This is a genomic window from Micromonospora sp. NPDC047670 (genome assembly GCF_043204915.1).
Classification (GTDB): Bacteria; Actinomycetota; Actinomycetes; order Mycobacteriales; family Micromonosporaceae; genus Micromonospora.
The window spans coordinates 416,146-435,547 of record NZ_JBIDDA010000005.1 but is presented as its reverse complement, the minus strand read 5'-3'; the positions used below and the strand labels follow the sequence as shown (position 1 = coordinate 435,547).

Annotated in this window: 15 protein-coding genes; 9 read left to right on the top strand and 6 right to left on the bottom strand. The window is 74.7% G+C overall.

All coding sequences use genetic code 11. The annotated features are described in order from the left end of the window. The first annotated feature begins 285 nt into the window (after window positions 1-285). The gene (locus tag ACGF7U_RS15635; RefSeq protein WP_393106967.1) at window positions 286-1,917 is read left to right on the top strand and encodes a hypothetical protein; all 1,632 of its coding nucleotides are present in this window, start codon (window positions 286-288) and stop codon (window positions 1,915-1,917) included. Window positions 1,918-1,983: 66 nt separating this feature from the next. Here ACGF7U_RS15635 and ACGF7U_RS15630 read toward each other — a convergent pair whose 3' ends face one another. The 3 genes from ACGF7U_RS15630 to ACGF7U_RS15620 all read right to left on the bottom strand — a co-directional run bounded on the left by ACGF7U_RS15630 (window position 1,984) and on the right by ACGF7U_RS15620 (window position 6,279). Beyond that, the gene (locus ACGF7U_RS15630) at window positions 1,984-3,453 is read right to left on the bottom strand and encodes a dynamin family protein (RefSeq protein WP_393106965.1); all 1,470 of its coding nucleotides are present in this window, start codon (window positions 3,451-3,453) and stop codon (window positions 1,984-1,986) included. Beyond that, the gene (locus tag ACGF7U_RS15625; protein WP_393106963.1) at window positions 3,450-5,294 is read right to left on the bottom strand and encodes a dynamin family protein; all 1,845 of its coding nucleotides are present in this window, start codon (window positions 5,292-5,294) and stop codon (window positions 3,450-3,452) included. The genes ACGF7U_RS15630 and ACGF7U_RS15625 overlap by 4 nt, the downstream gene beginning before the upstream one ends. 103 nt (window positions 5,295-5,397) lie before the next feature. Beyond that, entirely contained in the window at window positions 5,398-6,279 is an 882-nt protein-coding gene (locus ACGF7U_RS15620; protein WP_393106960.1) for an IniB N-terminal domain-containing protein, read from the bottom strand. A gap of 295 nt (window positions 6,280-6,574) precedes the next feature. Here ACGF7U_RS15620 and ACGF7U_RS15615 point away from each other — a divergent pair, with 295 nt between their 5' ends. From ACGF7U_RS15615 to ACGF7U_RS15585, 7 genes are all read left to right on the top strand, one after another. Next, complete coding sequence (locus ACGF7U_RS15615) at window positions 6,575-7,843, top strand: Hsp70 family protein (protein ID WP_393106958.1); 1,269 nt, start codon at window positions 6,575-6,577, stop codon at window positions 7,841-7,843. A 5-nt stretch (window positions 7,844-7,848) separates the two neighbouring features. Beyond that, the gene (locus tag ACGF7U_RS15610) at window positions 7,849-10,440 is read left to right on the top strand and encodes a LuxR C-terminal-related transcriptional regulator (RefSeq protein ID WP_393106956.1); all 2,592 of its coding nucleotides are present in this window, start codon (window positions 7,849-7,851) and stop codon (window positions 10,438-10,440) included. Beyond that, on the top strand, window positions 10,437-10,874 hold the full coding sequence (locus ACGF7U_RS15605; RefSeq protein WP_393106954.1) for a roadblock/LC7 domain-containing protein: 438 nt from the start codon (window positions 10,437-10,439) through the stop codon (window positions 10,872-10,874). Before ACGF7U_RS15610 ends, ACGF7U_RS15605 begins: the two co-directional genes overlap by 4 nt. Further along, window positions 10,861-11,034 carry a DUF742 domain-containing protein gene (locus ACGF7U_RS15600; protein ID WP_393106952.1) on the top strand — a complete coding sequence of 58 codons (174 nt, stop codon included), beginning with the start codon at window positions 10,861-10,863 and terminating at the stop codon, window positions 11,032-11,034. The genes ACGF7U_RS15605 and ACGF7U_RS15600 overlap by 14 nt, the downstream gene beginning before the upstream one ends. Window positions 11,035-11,109: 75 nt before the next feature. Next, window positions 11,110-11,826 (top strand): cellulose binding domain-containing protein, encoded by a 717-nt coding sequence (locus ACGF7U_RS15595; RefSeq protein WP_393106949.1) that lies wholly within the window; start codon window positions 11,110-11,112, stop codon window positions 11,824-11,826. Window positions 11,827-12,130: 304 nt separating this feature from the next. After that, a complete protein-coding gene (locus ACGF7U_RS15590; RefSeq protein WP_393106947.1) occupies window positions 12,131-13,150 on the top strand; it encodes a hypothetical protein in 1,020 nt (339 codons plus the stop codon). A 358-nt stretch (window positions 13,151-13,508) separates the two neighbouring features. Beyond that, window positions 13,509-14,288 carry a hypothetical protein gene (locus ACGF7U_RS15585; protein ID WP_393106945.1) on the top strand — a complete coding sequence of 260 codons (780 nt, stop codon included), beginning with the start codon at window positions 13,509-13,511 and terminating at the stop codon, window positions 14,286-14,288. Here ACGF7U_RS15585 and ACGF7U_RS15580 read toward each other — a convergent pair. The 3 genes from ACGF7U_RS15580 to ACGF7U_RS15570 all read right to left on the bottom strand — a co-directional run bounded on the left by ACGF7U_RS15580 (window position 14,247) and on the right by ACGF7U_RS15570 (window position 17,810). Further along, window positions 14,247-15,404, bottom strand: a complete 1,158-nt coding sequence (locus ACGF7U_RS15580) for a CapA family protein (RefSeq protein WP_393106943.1) — start codon at window positions 15,402-15,404, stop codon at window positions 14,247-14,249. The genes ACGF7U_RS15585 and ACGF7U_RS15580 overlap by 42 nt on opposite strands. A gap of 231 nt (window positions 15,405-15,635) precedes the next feature. Next, window positions 15,636-16,592 carry a sigma-70 family RNA polymerase sigma factor gene (locus ACGF7U_RS15575; protein ID WP_393106941.1) on the bottom strand — a complete coding sequence of 319 codons (957 nt, stop codon included), beginning with the start codon at window positions 16,590-16,592 and terminating at the stop codon, window positions 15,636-15,638. 18 nt (window positions 16,593-16,610) lie between these two features. After that, the gene (locus ACGF7U_RS15570) at window positions 16,611-17,810 is read right to left on the bottom strand and encodes an NAD(P)/FAD-dependent oxidoreductase (protein WP_393106939.1); all 1,200 of its coding nucleotides are present in this window, start codon (window positions 17,808-17,810) and stop codon (window positions 16,611-16,613) included. Between the two features lie 363 nt (window positions 17,811-18,173). Here ACGF7U_RS15570 and ACGF7U_RS15565 point away from each other — a divergent pair, with 363 nt between their 5' ends. Then, window positions 18,174-19,379, top strand: coding sequence for a multidrug effflux MFS transporter (locus tag ACGF7U_RS15565; RefSeq protein WP_393107180.1), 1,206 nt, complete (start codon window positions 18,174-18,176; stop codon window positions 19,377-19,379). Window positions 19,380-19,402: the final 23 nt, after the last annotated feature.

Here is a 19,402-nt window from a genome sequence, read left to right as displayed (position 1 = left end):
ACCAGCTCGTCAACAGGTAAGCGCGGCCGGCGGTTGATGTCGTTACAGCGGCCGTCCCTCCGACGGCCCGGCAGGGCGGCCGCATCCCGGGGGTGGCCGGGTCGTCGCCCTCCCGGCGGGCTCGCCCGCGCCCTCGGGAACTGGGGCCGGCACCCGTGCCGACGGGCGGCAGGCACGCCACCGGCGCAGGTCAGGGGGCTGGTGTTGTGGCGATTCGGCCCTCGCGGGTCTGCGTTTCAGGGGATCCTGCAAGGAAAGCACGGCAGCGGGAGGATGGGCAGCACGATGAGGTCCGACCGTCGTCGACTCGCGGCCCTGCTCCTGCTCGCCGCGATACCCCCGATGGTGGAGATGGCCGTGCTGGTCGGCGTCGGGTTCTACGCGGCCCAGGCCCTCGCCCCGCAGTCCACCGCCGTCTGGCCGTACGACTCCTACCACGACCTGCGGTGGCTGCTGGTCTACCACAACTCGTGGTGGACGTTCGCGGTGGGCCTGTTGGCCGTGACCCTGGCGCGCGGGTTGTTGTCGGCGGGGCTCACCGCACTGGCCTGGCCCGGACGGTTGCCCCGTCCGTCGACGCGCTGGCTCGTCCTGCGCAACATCGAGGTCGCGGCTGTCGCCACAGTGATCATCTCGCCGTGGGCCGCGATCTCGGTCGCCTTCTCGGCGGTCGCGCTCTCCTGGTACCTGTTCGCATCGGTGGTCCCGATGCTGCTGATCGCCCCCTTCTTGCAGCGCGCCGGAGTGGTCGGACGCTGGTGGAAGGGGCTGCCGTCGATCGAGCTGCTCGGCTGGTCGGTAGTCAACTTCCTCGTGATCACGGTGGCCAGCGCCCTCATCGTGAGCGCCCCGGGCTGGTCGAGGGTCGCCGTCGCCGGGCTGGCCGGCGCGGTCAACGGGCTGCTCTGGCGGCGGACCGTGAACGCGGCCGCGCAGCCGGGGCGGATCCGACTGGCCAGGGTTCCCGTCGCGCCGCTGGCGATCGTGCTCACCATGGTCGCCGCCGTCGGCGTCCCGCCGCTGATCGGCCTGGCGGCCGGGACGACGGGGCAGTGGCAGCCACCCATCGTCACCGAGCGACTCCCCGAGCGCGTCCCGTACGCGGTCATCGTGCTCGCTGGGTTCGAATCGAGCTGGGACGGTCAGCAGCCCGCGGACCCGCGGGTCGAGCGTTTCTCCTACCAGGGTCTGGACCGCGAGGGCCGGCCGTTGCCGTACGCCCCGCAGGCCACCCACCGCTCCCTGGACTCCAGCGCCGCGCTGCTGGCCGCGCAGGTCGACCGGCTGCACGCCCGCACCCGTCGGCCGGTGGCCCTCGCCGGCGAGAGCGAGGGCGCCCTGGTGATCCGCATCTACCTGGAGAAGCTGCCCGGCGGCCCGGTGGAGGCCGCGATGCTGTTCAGTCCGCTGATCTGGCCCGGCCGCGCCTACTACCCCAGGCCCGGCTACGAGGGCTGGGGACTGGTCGCGGGGTGGGAGCTGCGGGCCATCGCCGCCGTGTCGAACCTCGTCAAGAAGGTCGACAACGACCCCGACGAACCGTTCGTCCGCTCGGTCATCGTCGACGCGCCCTTCTATCGCAACCGCATCCTCTGCCCCGTTCCCGGAGTGCGGATGATCGCCTTCCTGCCGTTGGTGAGCGCGGCCGAGGCCCCGTCGGGCGAGCACTCCCGCATCCCTGTCGTCGAGGTGCCGGCCCTGCACGGGGACCTGCTGGGCAGGCGGGCGATCTACGACCGCGCTCTCGACTTCCTCGCCGGGCAGCGCGTGGACGAGCCGCGGCGGGAGTACGAACTGCTCCAACGGCTCAGTGCCGCCTGGCAGGCGCCGCCCCTCGTGCTCGCCGTCAACCCGATCTGGTTCACCAACCGGGAGGGCGACCCGTCGCTCAGTGGCCGCATCTGCGAGGGCCGGTAGCGCTGGGGCGGCCATCGTCGTCTCGTGTTCCCAGGGGCACCGCAGGCCGTCGCGCCCGCGCGGAGGTCACCGGCCGCCCGCGGCCAGTTCGGCGAGCATCCCCTCGCAGCTGCGGACGACGACCTGGGCGCCCCGCCGCTGGGCCAGCCGGAGCGTGCCGTCCTCCGCCGCCCTCCGCCACCTCCACTGCGCGTCGGAGGCGACCTCCCAGAGCCGCTGCCCGGTCGCGTCGTGCTCGACGCCGAGTCGGGCGGCCAGGCCGACGCCGTCCCCGCCGACCAGCCGCCGTGCCTCCGCGGCCAGCTCGGTGTCAAAGCCGAGCCGGTTGTCCCGCAGCGCCGCGAGCAGGCGCAGCTCCCGGAACTCGTGCGCGCCGGCGAGGATCTGTTCCAGCATGGCGAGCAGCTCACCGGTGCCCGGTTCCGGTTCGGCCCGCAGCAGCGCCTCCACGGCGGCCATCGCCGAGCGCGCCTTGAGCGCGTCCAGCCGGTCGATGAGCAGGCGGTTCACCGACTCGCGCAGCTCGGTCAGGCCGCTACGTCGGATGAGTTCGGCGGAGAGCTTGGCCCGGCTGTCGCAGCCGGTGCGGACCAGGGTGGTCGCGAGCCGGACGCCGAAGATGCCCAGCCGGTCCAGCAGCGCGGCGCGCACCTCGGCGTCCAGCCGTACGGGCAGCTCGCCGCCGGCGAACCGGTCGGCCGAGAGCAGGTGGGCCTCCAGGGCCGGGCGGGGCACCCGGGCCAACTGCGCCAGCGCGGCGAAGTCCGACTCGCTCAGCACCCGGCCGGCCAGCCCGATCAGCCCGCTGCACGCCACCGTGTTCAGGCAGAGCGCGTCGACCCTGGGGTCGCGGAACTGCCGGCGGGCCAGTTGGCGGGCGGTGACCAGGGCGTCGATCCGCCCGCCGCCGGTCTCGTCGGCCCGGGACAGCACCAGGATGACGTTCACCGGGGCTGCCTGCCCGACCGCGCTCTCGCGGCTGGACTCCAGGACCCTCAGGTCGCTGCCGCGACCGTCGCGGGTCAGGTACAGCACCGCGTCCGCGTCCCGCAGGATCCGGTCCATCACCGGGGCCCGGCCGTGCGCGTCCACGCCGGTGATCGGGGGCGTGTCGATGAGAGTCATCTGCCGCAGGGCACGGGTCGGCCACCGCACCACGATGTCGCGCAGCTCGCCGGCTCGCCAGCCGACGAGGTCCACCCGCATCCCCGTCGCCGACCTGGCCATCGCCAGGTCCTGCGGCGGGTGGCTGGTCGAGTAGGCGATGGCGCGCGGCTGGGGCCCGTCCTCGTACCAGGTGAAGACGTCGGCGCCGTCCGCGTCGTCGACCGGCGCGACCTCCTCGCCCATGATCGCGTTGAGCAGGGTGGACTTGCCGGACCGCCACGGGCCGGCGATCGCGACGCGCAGCGGCTGCTCCAGCCGGGCCAGCTGCTGCCGGAGACGCGCGGTGGCGCGGGGATTGTCCCGGTAGAGCCGCAGCGCGTGGTGCAGCAGCCCCCACACCGCCTCGTCGAGCCGCAGGCCGACCGTCATGCGGGCGGCCCCAGCCTCGCCGGGGCGCTCCGGGCGGCGGCCAACTGCTGCGCCTGGTCGTAGAGCGCGGCCAGCCGGGTCATCCTCAGCCGGATCTCGCGTTGGCGCTGGTCGCGGACGGCCGCGTCGGTGTCGGCGGCCTGCTTGGCGGTGCGGAACGACCGGACGATGGACTCCTGCAACTCCTCGGTCAGCGCGGTGTAGTGGTCGCGGAGCATCCGCTGCACCTGCCGGACGGTGTCCCGGCAGTCCTTGTTCATGCGGACGAAGAAGTCGTCGACGTGTCGCTGGATCGCCGTCTTGACGGTCGACTGGCGGCGGCGGAGCATCTGCCTGCTCTCGTCGCGGATGCTCTTGCCGCCGAACAGCGCGCCGGCGCCGATCGAGACAGGGTTGATCATCGGCATGCCGGCCAGCGTCAGCGCCAGGCCGAACATCAGCAGGCCGCCGTAGGAGCCCTTCATGCCCGTGATCACCTTCTGGCTCGCGGTGAACCGGTCGATGTTCGGTCGTTCGATCTCCGGCAGCCGGTTGTCGAGGTCCTCCGGCACGGTCACCGACCAGGGCGGCAGCACATCGTAGCCGTACCGGGCGAAGTTGGCGGCCACCCGGCGCGCGGCCCAGTCGCAGCGTTGGACGAGCCACTCGTGGTTCGCCTCCGCCGCCTCGACCAGGCTGCGTTCCAGCCATTCCTGGAAGGTGTCCCATGCGACGAGCGGGTCGGCGGTGTCGAACGCCTCGTCGACCATCCGCAGAATCTGGCGGGTCCGGTCACGCAGGTCGTACTCGATGTCGGAGAGCAGGTCGGCCATCTCGTCGTTGAGCGTGTTCTGCCAGCGGGTGGAGCAGCGGCGCAGCTCGTCGACCTCCCGCTGGGCCGCGTGCAGCTGGGAGATCGGGCCGGACTGCTGCTCCTCCTCCTGGCGCTCCAGCTCGGCGCGCAGCGGCGCGGCGAGCTGTTCGACCACCGTCCGGGCGGTCAACGCCACCGAGGCCCGGGCCAACGTGTCGGCCTTACCGGCCAGGTCCCGCTGGAGCCGGGCGATCAGCACCGGGAAGCCCGACTCGGCGTTGAGCTCGCGGTCGTCGGTGACGGCCGCGCGCAGGCGTAACGCCGACGAGACCGGGATCAGAGCCGCCGGTACGCCGGCCTCGGCCAGGTGCCGCCGGTTGCGTTCGGCGACCGCACGCCAGCCCGGTACCAGGTCGGTCTTGGTCTGCACCACCACCACGTTCGGGTGCGAGCGGGTGACGTGCAGCAGCATGTTGATCTCAGCGACCGAGAGTTCCCGGGTCGAGTCCGAGACCAGCAGCACCGTGTCCGCTCGACCGACGGCGGCGACCGGTGCGCCACCGCCGATCGCGGCCACCTCGTCGCTGCCGGTCGTGTCCACCAGCACCAGCCCGGCGCCGAGCAACGCGCGCGGCAGTCCGATCTCGACGTGCGCGGGGCCGCCGCCGGGCCGCCGCCCGAGCGTGCCGGCCACCGCGGCCGCGATCCGGTCCACCGGTACCGCGGTCCGCTCGACGGTCACACCGGCGGCGGGCCGGCCCGCCGCCGGCGGCGTGTGCACCACCGCGGCCGAGGCGACCTCGTCGTGGCGCACCACAGTGGGCAGCACCGTGGTGGGACCGTCCCCGACCGGGCAGACCGGCGCGTTGAGGATCGCGTTGACCAACTGGCTCTTACCCTGGTTCGGCTCCCCCACGACCAGGACGCGCAGCGTGGGGTCGAGCAGTTGGACACGCTTGTCGCGGACGGCCTGGAGCAGATCGCCGCGGCCGTGTTCGCGGCAGGTGCGGGCGATCCCGTCGAGCACGTCCAGCCAGATCCCCGCCATCACCGCACCAAGTGTGCGGATTTCAGATCAAATATCAAGAGCGATGCGGAGAAAGCCGGATCGCCTCCGGCGCTCCGGCTTTCCGCTCCCGCCTGGACCCGGATCAGAGCAGACCGTCGCCGAGACCGAGCAGCCCTCCGCCGGTGGAGGCCGACACCCCGCCGTGGACCTCGGCGCCGCCGGACACACCGCCGGTGACGTCGCCGGTCACGCCGCCGACCGCGCCGGTGACGCCGGAGAGGACGCCGTCCACCTGGCCCGTCACGCCGCCCACGGTCGACGGCACGTCGACCGGCGGCACCACGGCGCCGCCGTCGCCCAGGCCGAGACCGCCCAGGGTGTCGTCGCCGCCCAGCGAGCCGACGATCCCGTCGACCTGGCCCTCGGTGCCGGGCAGCGCGCCCCCGAGCAGGCCGTCCGGGGTGCCGAGCAGGCCGTGGTCGGTGGCGTCGAGCACGGTGCCGGGGTCGCCGACCGTGCCGGCCACGTCCCCGACCGCCGGGTCGACCGTGGTGTCCACCGCGCCGACCACGTCGGCGTCGAGGGTGTGCGCCAGGTCGTGCACCCCGATCAGGTTGGTGCCGAGACCGTCCGGCCCGACACCCAGGCCGATGCCGGGCAGCACGGTGGCCCCGAGGCTGGCGGCCGCCGGGTCGACGGTGATGGCGCCCAGCACGCCGGCCTTGACGTCCGCGCCGCTGTAGCCGCTGATGCTGACCTCCGGCGTGGCCGTCTGCAGGTGGCCGACCACGCCGGCGGCGTCCGCCACGAGCGGATCGGCTCCGAGCTGCCCGGTCACCGGGGCGACCGGGGCGAACCCCTGGGTGGGGGCGTAGTCGACCACCAGCGGGACGACGTCCTGCACGTCGGCGGGGGTGATGTCGGTGAGGCCGGCGGACTGTAGCGCGCCCTCCGGGTCGAGGTCGAACGCCGCCTTGGCGTCGGGGTCGGTGAGCAGATTGAGCACGAAGTCGTGCAGGGTCATGTGCGGGATCTCCTCGATGTGCGTCGGCGACCGTTGATCGTCGAGGGTGACGCTATGGCCGGTGACCGGCTGCGGTCATCGGGGACGGGCCCGCGACCCGCCCCGCCGGATTAGGGCACGCACCCCCTCGTACGTTAGGGGGACTGGGGGACTCGGGTCGGCCGGATTTAGGGTCCTGATGCCGGAGTGATCTCTGGTACGAACGTAGGAGCTTACGGGGTTCGCCGGGGGTGTTGGCCGCGGTCCGCACGCCGTCGCCACCGGCCGACCAACTCGCGGTGAGGGAAGAAAGCGCATGCCGTACGTCCTGGGGATAGACATCGGAAGCACCAACACCGCGGCCACCGTGGCCCGGCGACACGGCGCGACCTGGAGTCGTCCCGAGGGGGTTCCGCTGGACGCCGGGTCGGTGACCGTTCCCTCGGTGCTGCACGTCACGGCGGACGGAACGCTCACGGTCGGCGAGCCCGCCGCCGACGACGGGGCCCGGACGGCCCGGGGCTTCGTCCGCCGGGTCGGCGACGACGTGCCCCTGATGCTTGCCGGCGAGCCGTGTCCGCCGCAGACGCTGACCGCCGTGCTGGCGACGTGGGTGGTCGAACGCGTGCTCGCCCGCGAGGGTGAGCCCGCCGAGGCCGTCGTGCTCAGCCACCCCGCGGGTTGGGGCCGGCATCGGCGGGAGCTGTTGCACACCGCCCTGCGGGAGCTCGGCCTGGGCACCGTGACGCTGCTTCCCCGCACCGTCACGGTGGCCGAGAGTCACGCGGCGCGGGGCTTCCCCGGCAGCGCCGCCGTCGTCTACGCGCTGGGCGGCAGTTCCTTCGAGGCGGCCCTCGTGCGCCGCAACCCACGCGGCACCTACGAGACCTTCGGTTTCCCACAGGGGCTCGAGTGGATCGGTGGAGTCGACTTCGACGAGGCGTTGGCCGAGCACGTGCGGGCCGCGCTCGGCCGCGAACCCGGCGGCACCGGTCCCCGGCAGGCGCACGTCACGCTGCGCGGACTGCTGCCCGAGTGCGAGCGGGCCAAACGTGAGCTGACCGTCGGCACGCAGACCGACGTGCTGCTGACCCTGCCGACCGGGCCGGCCCGGGTGCCGGTGAGTCGGGTGCAGTTCGAAGACCTGATCCGTCCGGCGGTGCAGGCGACGGTCGACCTGCTGCTGCGGACCGTCCACTCCGGTCAGATCGCGCCGGCGCAGCTCGACGGCGTCCTGCTCGCGGGCGGCTCCACCCGGATCCCGCTGGTCGCCGAGATGCTCGCCGCGGCCCTGCCCGTACCGGTCGAGGTGGAGCCCGATCCGCAGCTGACCGCCGCCACCGGCGCGGCCCTGGCCGCCTGTCAGATGGTGTCGCCGCGCCCGCGGCGCGAGGGGGGGACCCGTCCACCGGCCCCGGCCGGCGGTCGGGCCGACGCGCCGGCCGTCGCGCCGCCGCACCGACCCGATCACCACCGCGCCGTGGGGAGCGAACCGCCACCGCGCCCTCCGGTCCGGTTCACCCCGTTGGAACTGCCGAAGGCGTCCCGCCTGGCACTGGCCCGCAGGCGGGGACGCGAAGGATGACCGCCATGATCATGGACAGCGTCGCCGGGCACCGGCTCGTGCTGGACCGGCGCTCGCGGGCCGTGCTCGACGCGGTGACGGCGGCGCCGGCGGCGCCGCTCGTGCTCGGCGTGACGGGCCCGGGCGGCCACGGCCGGAGCGCCTACCTCCAGGAGCTGGCCCGGGCCTACCGGCAGGCCGGGATCACCGTGTCGGAGAGCGCCCCCGACCAGCCCGACGCGGTCGACCCGGACACGGTGCTGGTGATCGACGACGCGCAGTCGCTCGACGACGCCCGCCTTCGGGTGCTGCGCCACCTGGTGGCCGCCCGCCGGCACCGCCTCGTCGTCGGCTACCGGCCGTGGCCCCGGCCGGCGGCCCTGGTCGAGCTGGCCGCCACCCTGCGGCGCGACGGGCACCTGGTCCTGCTCACCCCGTTCACCAGAGAGCAGACCGCCGACTACCTCGCCTGCGCGCCGGAGCTCGGCCGACAGCCCGAGCTGGTCGACTTCGTGCAGGCGCAGACCTGCGGCGTGCCTCGGGACGTCGAGCGACTGGCCCGTGGGTTGCGCGGCCGGGAGAGCCGGCCGGGCGTGCCTGCCGAGCCGCCCCGACAGGTCATCCTCGAGTTCGGGCCGGACCTGGAGGACCTGGCCCCCGACGTCCGGCGGCTGCTGCTGGCCGTCGCGGCCGGCGTACCGCTGCCGGTGGACCTGCTCGGCGCGCTGCTCGGCCGGGAGCTGGCCGAGGTGGACGAGCTGATCGGCGCTACCCGGGCGGCCGGGCTGCTCGGCGCCGACGGCCGGCTCGCGCCGATCGTGCGACGGGCGGTGACCGCGCTGAGCCCGGCCACCGAGCGCAGCGCGGTCTGGCTCCGCCTCACCCAGTTGCAGCTGGCCCGGCGCGGGCCGGTGCTCCCGCTGGTCCGCTCGCTGCTCGCGGCCGGGGCGACCGGCGAATGCCCGGCACCGACGCTGGCGGCCGCGGCCGAGGAGGCGCTGGCCGGCGAGCCGGCGCTCGCCGTGGAGCTCTTCGCCGCGGCGGCGGCCGCCGGGCAGCCCGCCACCGCCCGGCAGGCGGTCGCCGCGGCGCTCGCCGGCGACCTCGACCTCGCCCTGCGGCTGGCGGACCGGCTGCTCGCCGCGGCTCCGCCGGCCGACCAGGCGGAGGCGGCGGTGGTCGCCGCGACGGCGCTCGCGCACCGCGGCCAGGGCGCTCGCAGCGTGGAGCTGTACCGGTGGTCGGGTGGCGCCTCGGCGGGGGCGTTCGCCGCCCTCGGCGCGCTCGCCGTCGGTCAACAGGTCGACGGCGCGCAGCCGCCGGCGGACGACCGGGCCGGTGGACCGCCCACCCTGCGCCACAGCGCCGCCCGGCTGATGGCCGACGGAATACGGGACAGCGTCGCCGGGCCGCCGACCGCCGCCCTGTCCACCCTCGTGCAGGCAGCCGCGCTGCTGGAGCCGGCTGGCCGAACGGTGCTCCTGCCGGACAGCCCGGCCGCGCTGGCCGCGTTGACGGCGGTGCACTGCGGCGAACTGGACATCGCCGAGGGGGTTCTCGACCGGGCGGTGACCAGCGGCATCGGCGGTCCCCTGCTGGCCCGGCGGCACCGGTTGTTGCATGCCTGGATCGCGATGCTCCGAGGACGGACCGGCCTCGCGGCCGACCACCTCGCCACGACGGCCAACGACGGCCGGCCGCTCGAATCGCGGGACCTGCTCTTCGCCACGGCGATGCAGCTGGGAGTCGCCCGCCGAAACAGCGACCTCGGCGGGCTCCAGCGCGGCTGGGGACCCGCGCTGGAGGCCCTGGTCCGCCACCCGGTCGACCTGTTCACCCTGCTGCCGCTGGGCGAGTTGGCCATCGCCGGGGCGCGGCTGGGCCACCTGAGCCGGCTGGAGCCGTACCTGCGGGAGGCGCGGCAGTTGCTGGCCCGGCTCGGCGACCCGCCGCTGTGGAGCGTGCCCCTGCACTGGAGCGGCCTGCACGCGGCGATCCTCGCCGAGCAGCCGGCAGCCGCCGACGAGCACGTGGCCGCCCTGCTCGACGCGGCGGAGCACAACCGGTACGCCACCGTGGTCGCCGCCGCCGCCGGCTGCTGGGTGCAGGTGCTGCGCGGGACGGTCGACCCGGTCCGGGTGGAGGCCGCCGCCCGAGGGCTGCACGACGCCGGGCTGTGCTGGGACGGCGCCCGGCTCGCCGGCCAGGCCGCCATCCGCACGTCGGACCGCCGGGCGATGACCACGCTGCTGGACTGCGCCCGAACGCTCCAGGGCCGCCCCGGCGGGGCCAAGACCGGGCAGCGGCCGCCAGCCGCCGACGTCGTCGCCGGCCCCGCACCGCATCGCCTCAGCGACCGGGAGCGGGAGGTCGCTGAGCTGGTGCTCGCCGGACTGACCTACCGCGAGATCGGTGACCGGCTGTTCATCTCGGCGAAGACCGTCGAGCACCACGTGGCGCGCATGCGGTCCCGGCTCGACTGCGCCAACCGCGCCGAGCTGCTGGCCCTGCTGCGGACGATCCTGGCCGACCGGTCGAACAGCGCGGCCCGACAGCCCTGGCCGGAACGGTCGCCGTCGGGGTCCTCACCACGAGAGCATCGAGAGGAGGGCAGATGACGCCTACCGTGGCCAGCGTCGACAACCTGAGCGGCGCCCTGAACGATCTGGTCGACAGGGTGCCGGGGGCGGAGTTCGCGGTGGTGCTGTCCCCTGACGGCCTGCTGCTCGGCGTCTCCCGGGACGTCGGCGACGAACTCGCCGAGCGACTGTCCAGCCTGGTCGCCGGACTGGAGGCGTTCGGCCTGGCCGCGGCCCGCGTGTGCCTCGGCGGAGGGCTGCGCCAGGTCGTCGTGCAGATGTCGCGGGCGTTCCTGTTCACCGCCACCACCCGCAACGGGGCGATCCTCACCGTCCTCGTCGGGGGTGACGCGGAGGTGGGCGACATGGCGTACGAGGTGGCGCTCTTCGTGGGGCGGGCCGACCGGCACCTGCCGGTACACCTCGAAGCGGCCCCGACGGTGCGAAGTGGAGATGTCGATGTACACCGCTAGCGGCTGTGACGAGCCGGACCTACCGCCGGGCGCCCTCCGGGTGCTGCTCGGTAACCTGTGCGAGGCCGGGCTCATCGAACCGTACGAGCCGCCGTCGTCGCCCGGAACGCCGTCCGTGGAACTGCTCGAGGAGTTGCTCGCCGGGCTCCGGGCGCTGTGACCGGGCGGGTGACCGCCCGACAGGGGAAGTGCAAGCGTGCCCGTTGAACCAGGGCTGTCCGAAGGTGAAGAGACGATGCCGGCAGCACCGTCCCGGCCACGGCGGACCGTGGCGGTCGTCGTGCTCGACCGGATCGTGGCCGTGGCCGAGTCGGCGCGGCGGGCGTTCGCCGGCCCGGGCGGCGGGCGGCGGGTCACCTGGCTGGCCGCGGTCGCGTTGTCGGCGGTGGCTGTCGTGACGGGGGTCGCCGTCGTGGCGCCGGAAAGGCCGGAACGGCCGTCCCGCGTCGCGGCCGACCCGCCGCCGGAGACGGACGTCGCGGGAACGCCGGGCGTCGGTGGGCGGGAGTCGGGGGCGGATCCGGCCGCGTCCCGCCCGGCGGAGGCGGTGCCCCGGATGCCGGCGGTGGTCGCGCCCACCCCGGACCCCTCGCCCACCGTCGCGACGGCGCCGGGCACCCGGGCCGCGCTGCGCGCCGACTTCGCCGTGGACGAGCGCGCCCTGCTCAGCTACGGCGCCGTCGTGACGATCAGCAACCCGGGCCCGACCCGGGTGACGGACTGGACGATGGTCATCACGCTGCCCCGCGAGTCGCTCGACGTCACCTCGGTCGTCGGCGCGCGGGCCACCCGCGAGGGAGCGACGTGGACCTTCCGGCCGGACGGGACGGACGGACGGGTGCCCGGCGGCGCCTCGGTCCGGGTTACGTTCCGGGTGGCCGGCCCGCCGCTCACCTCCACCCCCACGGCCTGCACGATCGACGGGGCCGCCTGCACCGGCCTGCCGGGCTGACGGTACGGCTCCCACGCGGGTTCCGGCGGCCGAGACGGCACCTCGCCCGGTGCCGCCGGCGGGCGCAGGGCCTGTGGCATCAGACGGCCGGGTCGGGGGAACGGCACACGGTGGCGTCCCGGATCCGGGAGCGGGCTCGGCGGTGCGAAGACGCCGCGCCGCGACGGTACCGCGTGTCGTACGGTGATCGACCGACTTCGTGCGGCGACAATGAGCGACCGGTGCTGGGCGACCGGGGACGAGTCGGGAGGTGCCCGTGGGGCGGTGTCGCGGCCGACGACTGGCTCAGGCGACGCTGCGCGGGATGCTGCTGGTCGGTGGCGCCATCGGCGCGTGGAGCGCCCACGAGGCGATCCTGGGTGACGCGGCCCATGCCGTCGACGAGCCTCGCCCGGGCATCGTCGGCGCCCTGCTCGGCGACACCGGGGCGGTGGCCGACGACGTCCTCGCCCCCGCCTCGCCGCCCGGGCCGACGGCCGACGGCGGCCCGGCCGGGCTCGACGTGCTGCGCGAGCCGTTGCTCCTGGCCAGGGGAAATGCCGGTGTCGCCCGGCCCCTCCGGGGGGAGCGCGACCCGGCGGTGCGGGTTCCGCGCGGTGGCCTGCCGGCCGCGGTCGCGCCGGTGCGTCGCGTGGTGGACCGGGTGGCCGGCGCCGGGGTGGCGGAAGCCGGCAAGGCCGCCGAGCCGGTGACGCGTCCGGTCGTGGGCGCTGTGGCACCCGTGACGCGTCCGGTCGTGGGCGCTGTGGTACCGGCGGTGCGGGGGATCGCCGGGACGGGACCGCTCGATACCGTGGACGCCGTCGTCCGGCCGGTGGCGTCGCCGATCGTCGACACGCTGGCCCCGGTGCTCGGGGTGACCGGGCCGATCCTCGGTCCACCGGCGGACCCGGTGGTTCCGCCCGGCGAGCCGGTTGACCCGCGGCCCGGGCCCGGCGAGGCGGTGCCCGTCACCACCACCCCGGTCACCGCCACTGCGGGTGCCACCGGGCGCCCCGTTCGCGCGTCGGCTGCGGCCCCGAGCCACCCGCAGGCCGCGCCGCCCGCGCCGCGCCGGGACGTGGCGGCAGGGCGGTGGAGCGGCGGCGAGCCGGCTGCGGGGGCTCCCGCCGACGCGACTCGTGACCACGTCGGCGGGACCGGTGCCGGCGAACTGATGCCGGGGCCGTCCGGCAGCGCGACCATCTCTGCCTCGTCGGGCGCGCCGGCAGCCGATCTCTCGCCGCGCCCGTGGACGCCGGAGCTGGCATCCGGCCGCTGCGCTTCCTCCCGGTGCGGAACATTCGCCGAACGATCGCCGCAGCCCGACACCACACCCGCCTGAGCGACAGCTCGCGCCGTCGCGGCCGACCACGAGCGGGCGACAGGCAACGGGGTGTGGAATCGCAGCCCGCCGCCCACCTCGCCGGCCGTCGCCCCGGGCCTCGCCGTGGCGCCCCGGCCGCTGTTGGTCGTTCTGACCGCTCCCGCCTCTCGGCGCTGGCGCCGTGCCGTGACCTGCGGCATCCGGACCCCCCGACCCGCCGGCCACCGCTTCGCCGACGCCGGTTGGTGACGCGACGGCGTCACCCGCCCGGACGCCCCCTCCGGTGGCCGACGACCCGACCTGACCGCACCTGCGCGCCCGACAGGGCGGCCCCGCCGCCCATCGGACGACCACGCCCATCCACAGGAGATTCCTCATGCCCGGTATTCCGCCCACCGTCCGCGCCCGCTGGTGCGACAGCGGCCACGTCACCAGCCTCGTCGCCGACCACCTGCACAGCTCCGCGATCGGCGCATGGCTCGTGCCCGACGAGGACCGGCGACGCTGCGTGCTCGCCGCCGTCGCGCGCATCTGGGTCGAGCACGCCCTGCTCTTCGGTGACGTCTTTCTGCTCGCCGACCGCTCCGCCGTCGCGGTCTGGTTCCACCGGTACCGTCCCCTTCCACCGCCGGCCAGCTACCGCGAACGGCTCGCCGCTGCCTGCGGCGGCCACCTGGACCGCTTCCGCCTGCTGGACCGCGTCCTCGACGCCCACCGTCCCACGGACGCCCACAACCACCTGGCCTTCCTCGCGGTCCCACCGGCAACCTCGCGCGTCGCGCGCGCCTCCGCCCTGCTCGCCCGCAGCCTCGTCCGGATGGACCGCCTCGCGCTGCCCGCCTACGCGGAGGCCGTCACCGCCGCCGAGGCTGATCTCTACACCCGGCACGGCTACACCGTCCGCGACCCCTTCCCGCTCCCCGACGGCACCCCGGTGCATCCGCTGTGGCGTCAGCCGGCGGGGCGCCCCGCGCTGCGGGCCGTGGGATCGGCCGACAGCCCACCGAAGGCGGAACGGGGGCCGACGCGCGTGTCGGCGACGTGCGGGCCGACGGCTCGGCCGGTCATCTCGCCGCCGAGGGGTGCTCCGGTCGCCGCCCCATCCGACGAGCGCTCACTGCGGCATCCGCAGCCCGGTGGAGAAGGCGCCCCGTAGGTCGATGTGTGCGTTGATCCGCCGGACGATCGCGGCGTAGTGCGCCCGCCGCCAGGCGGGCAGCCCCGGGTCACTCAGGGCGGCGGTCAGGTCGACCACGCGGGCCGCCGGCCGGTACTCCATCCAGGTGGGAAGCACGCTCACGCCGGTCACCTCCCACCGGCCGGGCGCGGTGCGGGTGAAGGTGAACTCGGGCAGGACGGCGTCCTGCGTCTCCTCCGCGGAGCCGTCACCGAAGCGGGTGGTCAGGTTGCCCATGCCGTAGGCGACCCACTTGGCGCCGATCTTCTCGAAGGGCTGCACCACGTGCGCGTGGTGGCCGACGATCAGGTCCACATCGGGCGAGGACAGCAACCGCTGCGCCAGGTCGACCTGATCGGCGTTCGGTTCGTGCTGGTACTCCGTGCCCCAGTGCATCGACAGGATGACGATCTCCGCGCCGGCGGCGCGGGCCCGCCGCGCCTCGGCGAGGATGGCGTCCGCGTCGATCAGGTTGGCCGCCCACGGTCTCCGCGCCGGCAGTGGTATGCCGTTGAAGCTCAGGGTGTACGAGAGTTGCCCGACCTTGACGCCGCCCACGTCGATGACGTTCGGGCGGTGGGCCTCAGCTTCGGTCCGGGCCGTGCCCGTGTGCCGCAGGCCGACCCGGTCGAGGTTGTCGAGGGTACGCGCGATGCCCTCGACCCCGGTGTCCAGCGAATGGTTGGAGGCCGTGGAACAGGTGTCGAAACCGGCCCAGGCGGCGGCGTCGGCCAACTCCGGAGGAACGCTGAAGTTCGGCCAGCCGGTGAACGGGCCGGTGGGCTCGGCCAGCGGAGTCTCCATGTGGCAGATGGCCAGGTCGGCGGCGCTCACCCGGGCACGGACCGCGCCGAGCACCCGCGTGAAGTCGTGGCCGTCGCGCCCGGCCCGGCGCGCGTCGGCGGCGGCCTGCTCGCTGAGCGCGGGATGGACGAGCAGGTCACCGGCCGCCACCACGGTGAGCGTGGTTCGGGGCCCGGGGGTGGTGGCGACGGACGGGCTGGGCGGCCCGCCTGTCGTCTCCGCCTCCGGCGCGTCGCAGCCGGACGCCAGGGCGGCGATCAGGAGCGCGACCGCGGCCGACATTCTTCTCATAACAGCAGATGATGCCGCCAGTGCCGACCGCGGCGCGGCGAAACATGGAACCCCGGGCGTGGGGCGTGCCCGTCCCTCCGGGCGACCCGCACCAGCACCCACCCCCTGCCGCGAGGGAAGCGTCAGGGGGTGGGCCCACCGGTTGACGGCGGCGTCGTCGATCTCGTGCGCGGAGCAGGGAACGCAGGATGCCCCCGCGTCGGCGCGTCTGACCGGCGCCTCGGCGTCGGGTCACCACTCGGCGATGAGCGGCGTGCCCGGTTCGCGCTGCCGCCAGGCCCTGGTGAGGCGGGCGAGGCGGGTGGGTGCGGCGATGCCGCGCACGGTCGCGATCCTGCCGTTGGCGATGTCGAACGCCACGGCGCCGACGACCTGGTCGCCGACCACGACGAGGATCGCGGAGGCGCCGTTGACGAGCGCGTAGTGGATGGCGGGCGTGCCGCCGACGAATCGCCGTTTCGCGGGTGTGGATTTGAAGCCCGCCCGTGCGACGGCGGCGATGCGCTGCGGAGTGTCGTACCGCAGCAGCGTCTCGGTCAGGCCGGCGCCGTCGGAGATCGCGGTCGCGTCGTCGGTGAGCAGCGCCACCAGCCGTTCGGTGCGGCCCGAGGAGGCAGCGGCGAGGAACTCCGCGACGATTCTGCGGGCGGATGCCGGGTCGACCTCGCCACCGCCGCGGCGGCGGGCGGCGGTGACGCGCCGCCGCGCCCGGTGCAGGTGCTGCTGGCTTGCGGACTCGGTGATGTCGAGGATCTCGGCGATCTCGGTATGGCTGTGCGAGAACGCTTCGCGCAGGACGTAGACGGCCCGCTCCAGGGGTGACAGGCGCTCCATGAGAGTCAACACGGCCAGGGACACCGATTCGCGCTGCTCGAAGGTGTCGGCCGGGCCGAGCATCGGGTCGCCGTCGAGGAGCGGTTCGGGCAGCCAGGCGCCGACGGTGCGTTCGCGGCGGACTTGTGCCGAGCGGAGCCGGTCGAGGCACAGGTTGGTGACGACCTTGGTCAGCCATGCTTCCGGCACCCTGATCCGCTGCCGGTCGGCGGCCTGCCAGTGCAGGAACGCATCCTGCACGGCGTCTTCGGCGTCGGCGGCGGAGCCCAGCAGTCGGTACGCCAGCGAGGCCAGCCGGTTCCGGCTGGCCTCGAACCGGCTGGTGTCGAAGCGATCAGTGGCGGCGCTGTCCACGCGGACCACCCTAGGCGGCTACGCGGCCGCCTTCTCGACGGACGCAGGTGGCGCGGCGGTCACGTGGCGCCTGCGCCTGGGCAGGCCGAAGGTCGGGTTCGAGGTGGCCCACAGCGAGATCCTGAGGATGCCCGACTTGATCCGCGCGGCCTTGCGGCCGCCCACGTACTTCGGCTTGGGTAGCGCTTCGTCGTCGACGGCCTGCAGGATTCCGTCCTGCCGCCCGAGGCTGATGTGGTTGGCCGTGTAGGTCATCTTCACGGTCGCGATCTTGCGGCCGGTCAGGCGTCCCGTGATCGCCTCGATGACCTGCTTGCTGGTGTGCCCTGCCGACGCGCACGACATCGGCAGCGGTCGGCCGTTGTCGCCGATGGCGTGGGCGCTGTCGCCGGCGGCGTAGACGTTCGGGTGCGAGACCGACCGCATGGTGCGGTCGACGACGATCTGGCCGGTGTCGGTGACCGCCAGCCCGCTGGCGGCGGCGATGGGGTTCACCGCGAACCCGGCCGTCCACACGGTGGCGTCGGACGCCAGGGCGGTGCCGTCGGCGCACAGCACCCGCGTCGCCTCGACAGCTTCGACCTCGGTGTGCTCCAGGACGGTGACGCCGAGCCGGTCGCAGGCCTGGCGCAGGTGGCTGCGGGCTCCGGCGGAGAGCCGGGCGCCCAGCTCGCCGCGGGCGATCAGCGTCACCGACAGGCCGGGTCGGGATTCGGCGATCTCGGTGGCGCTTTCGATGCCGGTCAGCCCGTCGCCGACGACCAGCACACGGCCGCCCCCGCGCCGTCTGCCCAGGCTGTCCAGGCGCTCGCGCAGGCGCAGCGCCGAGGGCCGGGCGGCGATGTCGAAGGCGTGCTCGGCCACGCCGGGGACGCCGCGGTCGTCGCCGCGGCTGCCGAGGGCGTAGACAAGCGTGTCGTAGCCGAGCTCGCCGCCGCCGTTGGCGTCGGCCACCGTGACCACCTGGCGCTCGGGGTCGACAGCGGTGACACGGGCCAGGCGCAGCCGGATCCCCGTGCCCGCGAAGACATCGGTGAGCTTCGGAGCCTCGATCTCCTGGCCGGCCGCGAGCTGGTGCAGCCGCAGCCGCTGGACGAAGTCCGGCTCGGCGTTGACCACCGTGATCTCGGTGTCCGCCGCAGACAGCCGGCGAGCCAGGTTCCCGGCCACGAAGGCCCCGGCGTAGCCGGCGCCGAGGACGACGATGCGATGCTTCATGTGTCGCTCCTGTCGGTTCGCTTGCTTGCTGTGTGTTGAGCGGGACGGCGCTCCGATTGCTGACAGGAACCGCGTGTGGCGTGGGCCACAGAGCGGCAGGAGCGGTCTCCGCGGCCGGCGACGGCACCCCGGCCGCGGGCGCTTCGCGCGACCCTCTGCCGGGCCGCCGGGTGCTGTGAGCTGAGTTACGTCTGACCAGGCGGGGAATGAGATCACCCGCCAGCGGTTGGTGGCAGGTGTGATCTCCGCATTCCTGCCCGTCCGTCGCCATCAGACGGGGGCATCCTCGTGACCGCCGGCTCCGCACCCACCGAGGGGCCGCGGCCCGAGGTCTCCGCCACCCTCGTCGGTCCCCGACAACGGCTGCGGCTCGTCCTCGTGCTCGGCTCGCTGATCGCGATCGGACCGCTGACCATCGACATGTACCTGCCCGCGCTCCCGGACATCGCCGCGGACCTGCACACCACGTCGGCGGCCGTGCAACTTACGCTCACCGGCACGCTCGCCGGGCTGGCCTTCGGTCAGCTGCTGATCGGCCCGCTGTCCGACGCGGTGGGGCGACGCGCTCCGCTGCTCGCCGGCATCGGGCTGCACATCGTGGCGTCGGTGCTGTGCGTCGTCGCGCCGAGCATCGAGGTGATCGGCGCGCTGCGGGTGCTGCAGGGTCTGGGCGCCGCCGCCGCCTCCGTGGTGGCGATGGCGGTCGTGCGCGACCTCTTCGACGGCGCCGCCTTCGCCAAGCTGTTCTCCCGCCTGATGCTGGTGATGGGGGTGGCGCCGATCCTGGCCCCGACTCTCGGCAGCGAGCTTCTGCGCTGGTCGGACTGGCGGGGCGTGTTCCTGGCCCTCGCGGTGTTCGGCCTGCTGCTGGTCACGGTCGCGGCGTTCGGGCTGCCCGAGACGCTGCCACCCGCCCGGCGCCGTGGCGGCGGGGTGGCCGCGACGGTCCGGGTCTACGGCTCGTTGCTGCGCGACCGTACGTTCGTCGGGCTCGTCCTGGTCGCCGGGCTGGCCATGGCGGCGCTGTTCGCGTACGTGGCCGGCTCGTCGTTCGTCTTCCAGGAGCAGTACGGGCTCGACGAGCAGGAGTTCGGGCTGGCCTTCGGAGCGGGCGCCGTCGGCCTGATCATGGCCACCCAACTGAACGTGCGGCTGCTGCGCCGGTACTCGCCGCAGCGCATCCTCAGCACCGCCCTGGGCGTGGGCACCGCCGCCGGCATCGTGCTGCTCGTCTTCGCCGCGACCGGCTTCGGCGGCCTCGCGAGCGTCCTGGCATCACTGTGGGTGGTCCTCGCCGCGGGTGGGCTCGCCCTGCCGAACGCGCCCGCCCTGGCGCTCTCCCGGCACGGGGAGGCGGCGGGCACCGCCGCGGCACTGCTCGGCGCGGTGCAGTTCGGCGTCGGGGCGCTGGCGGCGCCGATGGTGGGCATGCTCGGCACCGGAAGCGTGGCGATGGCCTCGGTCGTGGCCGGTGGCATGGTGGCGGCGACGATCGTCCTGCTCGTCGTCGTACGCCCCACGCAGCTCGCCGATGTCCCGACCCGGGCGGTGGCCGTGGCCGCGCACTGAACCGCCTACCATGGGTGCCCCCG

What these genes read in the sequence shown, in the direction of transcription:
- ACGF7U_RS15630 (WP_393106965.1), bottom strand. Translation starts at nt 3,453, where the DNA reads ATGACGGTCGGCCTGCGGCTCGACGAGGCGGTGTGGGGGCTGCTGCAC.
- ACGF7U_RS15600 (WP_393106952.1), top strand. Translation starts at nt 10,861, where the DNA reads ATGTACACCGCTAGCGGCTGTGACGAGCCGGACCTACCGCCGGGCGCC.
- ACGF7U_RS15620 (WP_393106960.1), bottom strand. Translation starts at nt 6,279, where the DNA reads ATGACCCTGCACGACTTCGTGCTCAATCTGCTCACCGACCCCGACGCC.
- ACGF7U_RS15625 (WP_393106963.1), bottom strand. Translation starts at nt 5,294, where the DNA reads ATGGCGGGGATCTGGCTGGACGTGCTCGACGGGATCGCCCGCACCTGC.
- ACGF7U_RS15595 (WP_393106949.1), top strand. Translation starts at nt 11,110, where the DNA reads ATGCCGGCAGCACCGTCCCGGCCACGGCGGACCGTGGCGGTCGTCGTG.
- ACGF7U_RS15590 (WP_393106947.1), top strand. Translation starts at nt 12,131, where the DNA reads ATGCTGCTGGTCGGTGGCGCCATCGGCGCGTGGAGCGCCCACGAGGCG.
- ACGF7U_RS15635 (WP_393106967.1), top strand. Translation starts at nt 286, where the DNA reads ATGAGGTCCGACCGTCGTCGACTCGCGGCCCTGCTCCTGCTCGCCGCG.
- ACGF7U_RS15570 (WP_393106939.1), bottom strand. Translation starts at nt 17,810, where the DNA reads ATGAAGCATCGCATCGTCGTCCTCGGCGCCGGCTACGCCGGGGCCTTC.
- ACGF7U_RS15615 (WP_393106958.1), top strand. Translation starts at nt 6,575, where the DNA reads ATGCCGTACGTCCTGGGGATAGACATCGGAAGCACCAACACCGCGGCC.
- ACGF7U_RS15580 (WP_393106943.1), bottom strand. Translation starts at nt 15,404, where the DNA reads ATGAGAAGAATGTCGGCCGCGGTCGCGCTCCTGATCGCCGCCCTGGCG.
- ACGF7U_RS15610 (WP_393106956.1), top strand. Translation starts at nt 7,849, where the DNA reads ATGATCATGGACAGCGTCGCCGGGCACCGGCTCGTGCTGGACCGGCGC.
- ACGF7U_RS15585 (WP_393106945.1), top strand. Translation starts at nt 13,509, where the DNA reads ATGCCCGGTATTCCGCCCACCGTCCGCGCCCGCTGGTGCGACAGCGGC.
- ACGF7U_RS15605 (WP_393106954.1), top strand. Translation starts at nt 10,437, where the DNA reads ATGACGCCTACCGTGGCCAGCGTCGACAACCTGAGCGGCGCCCTGAAC.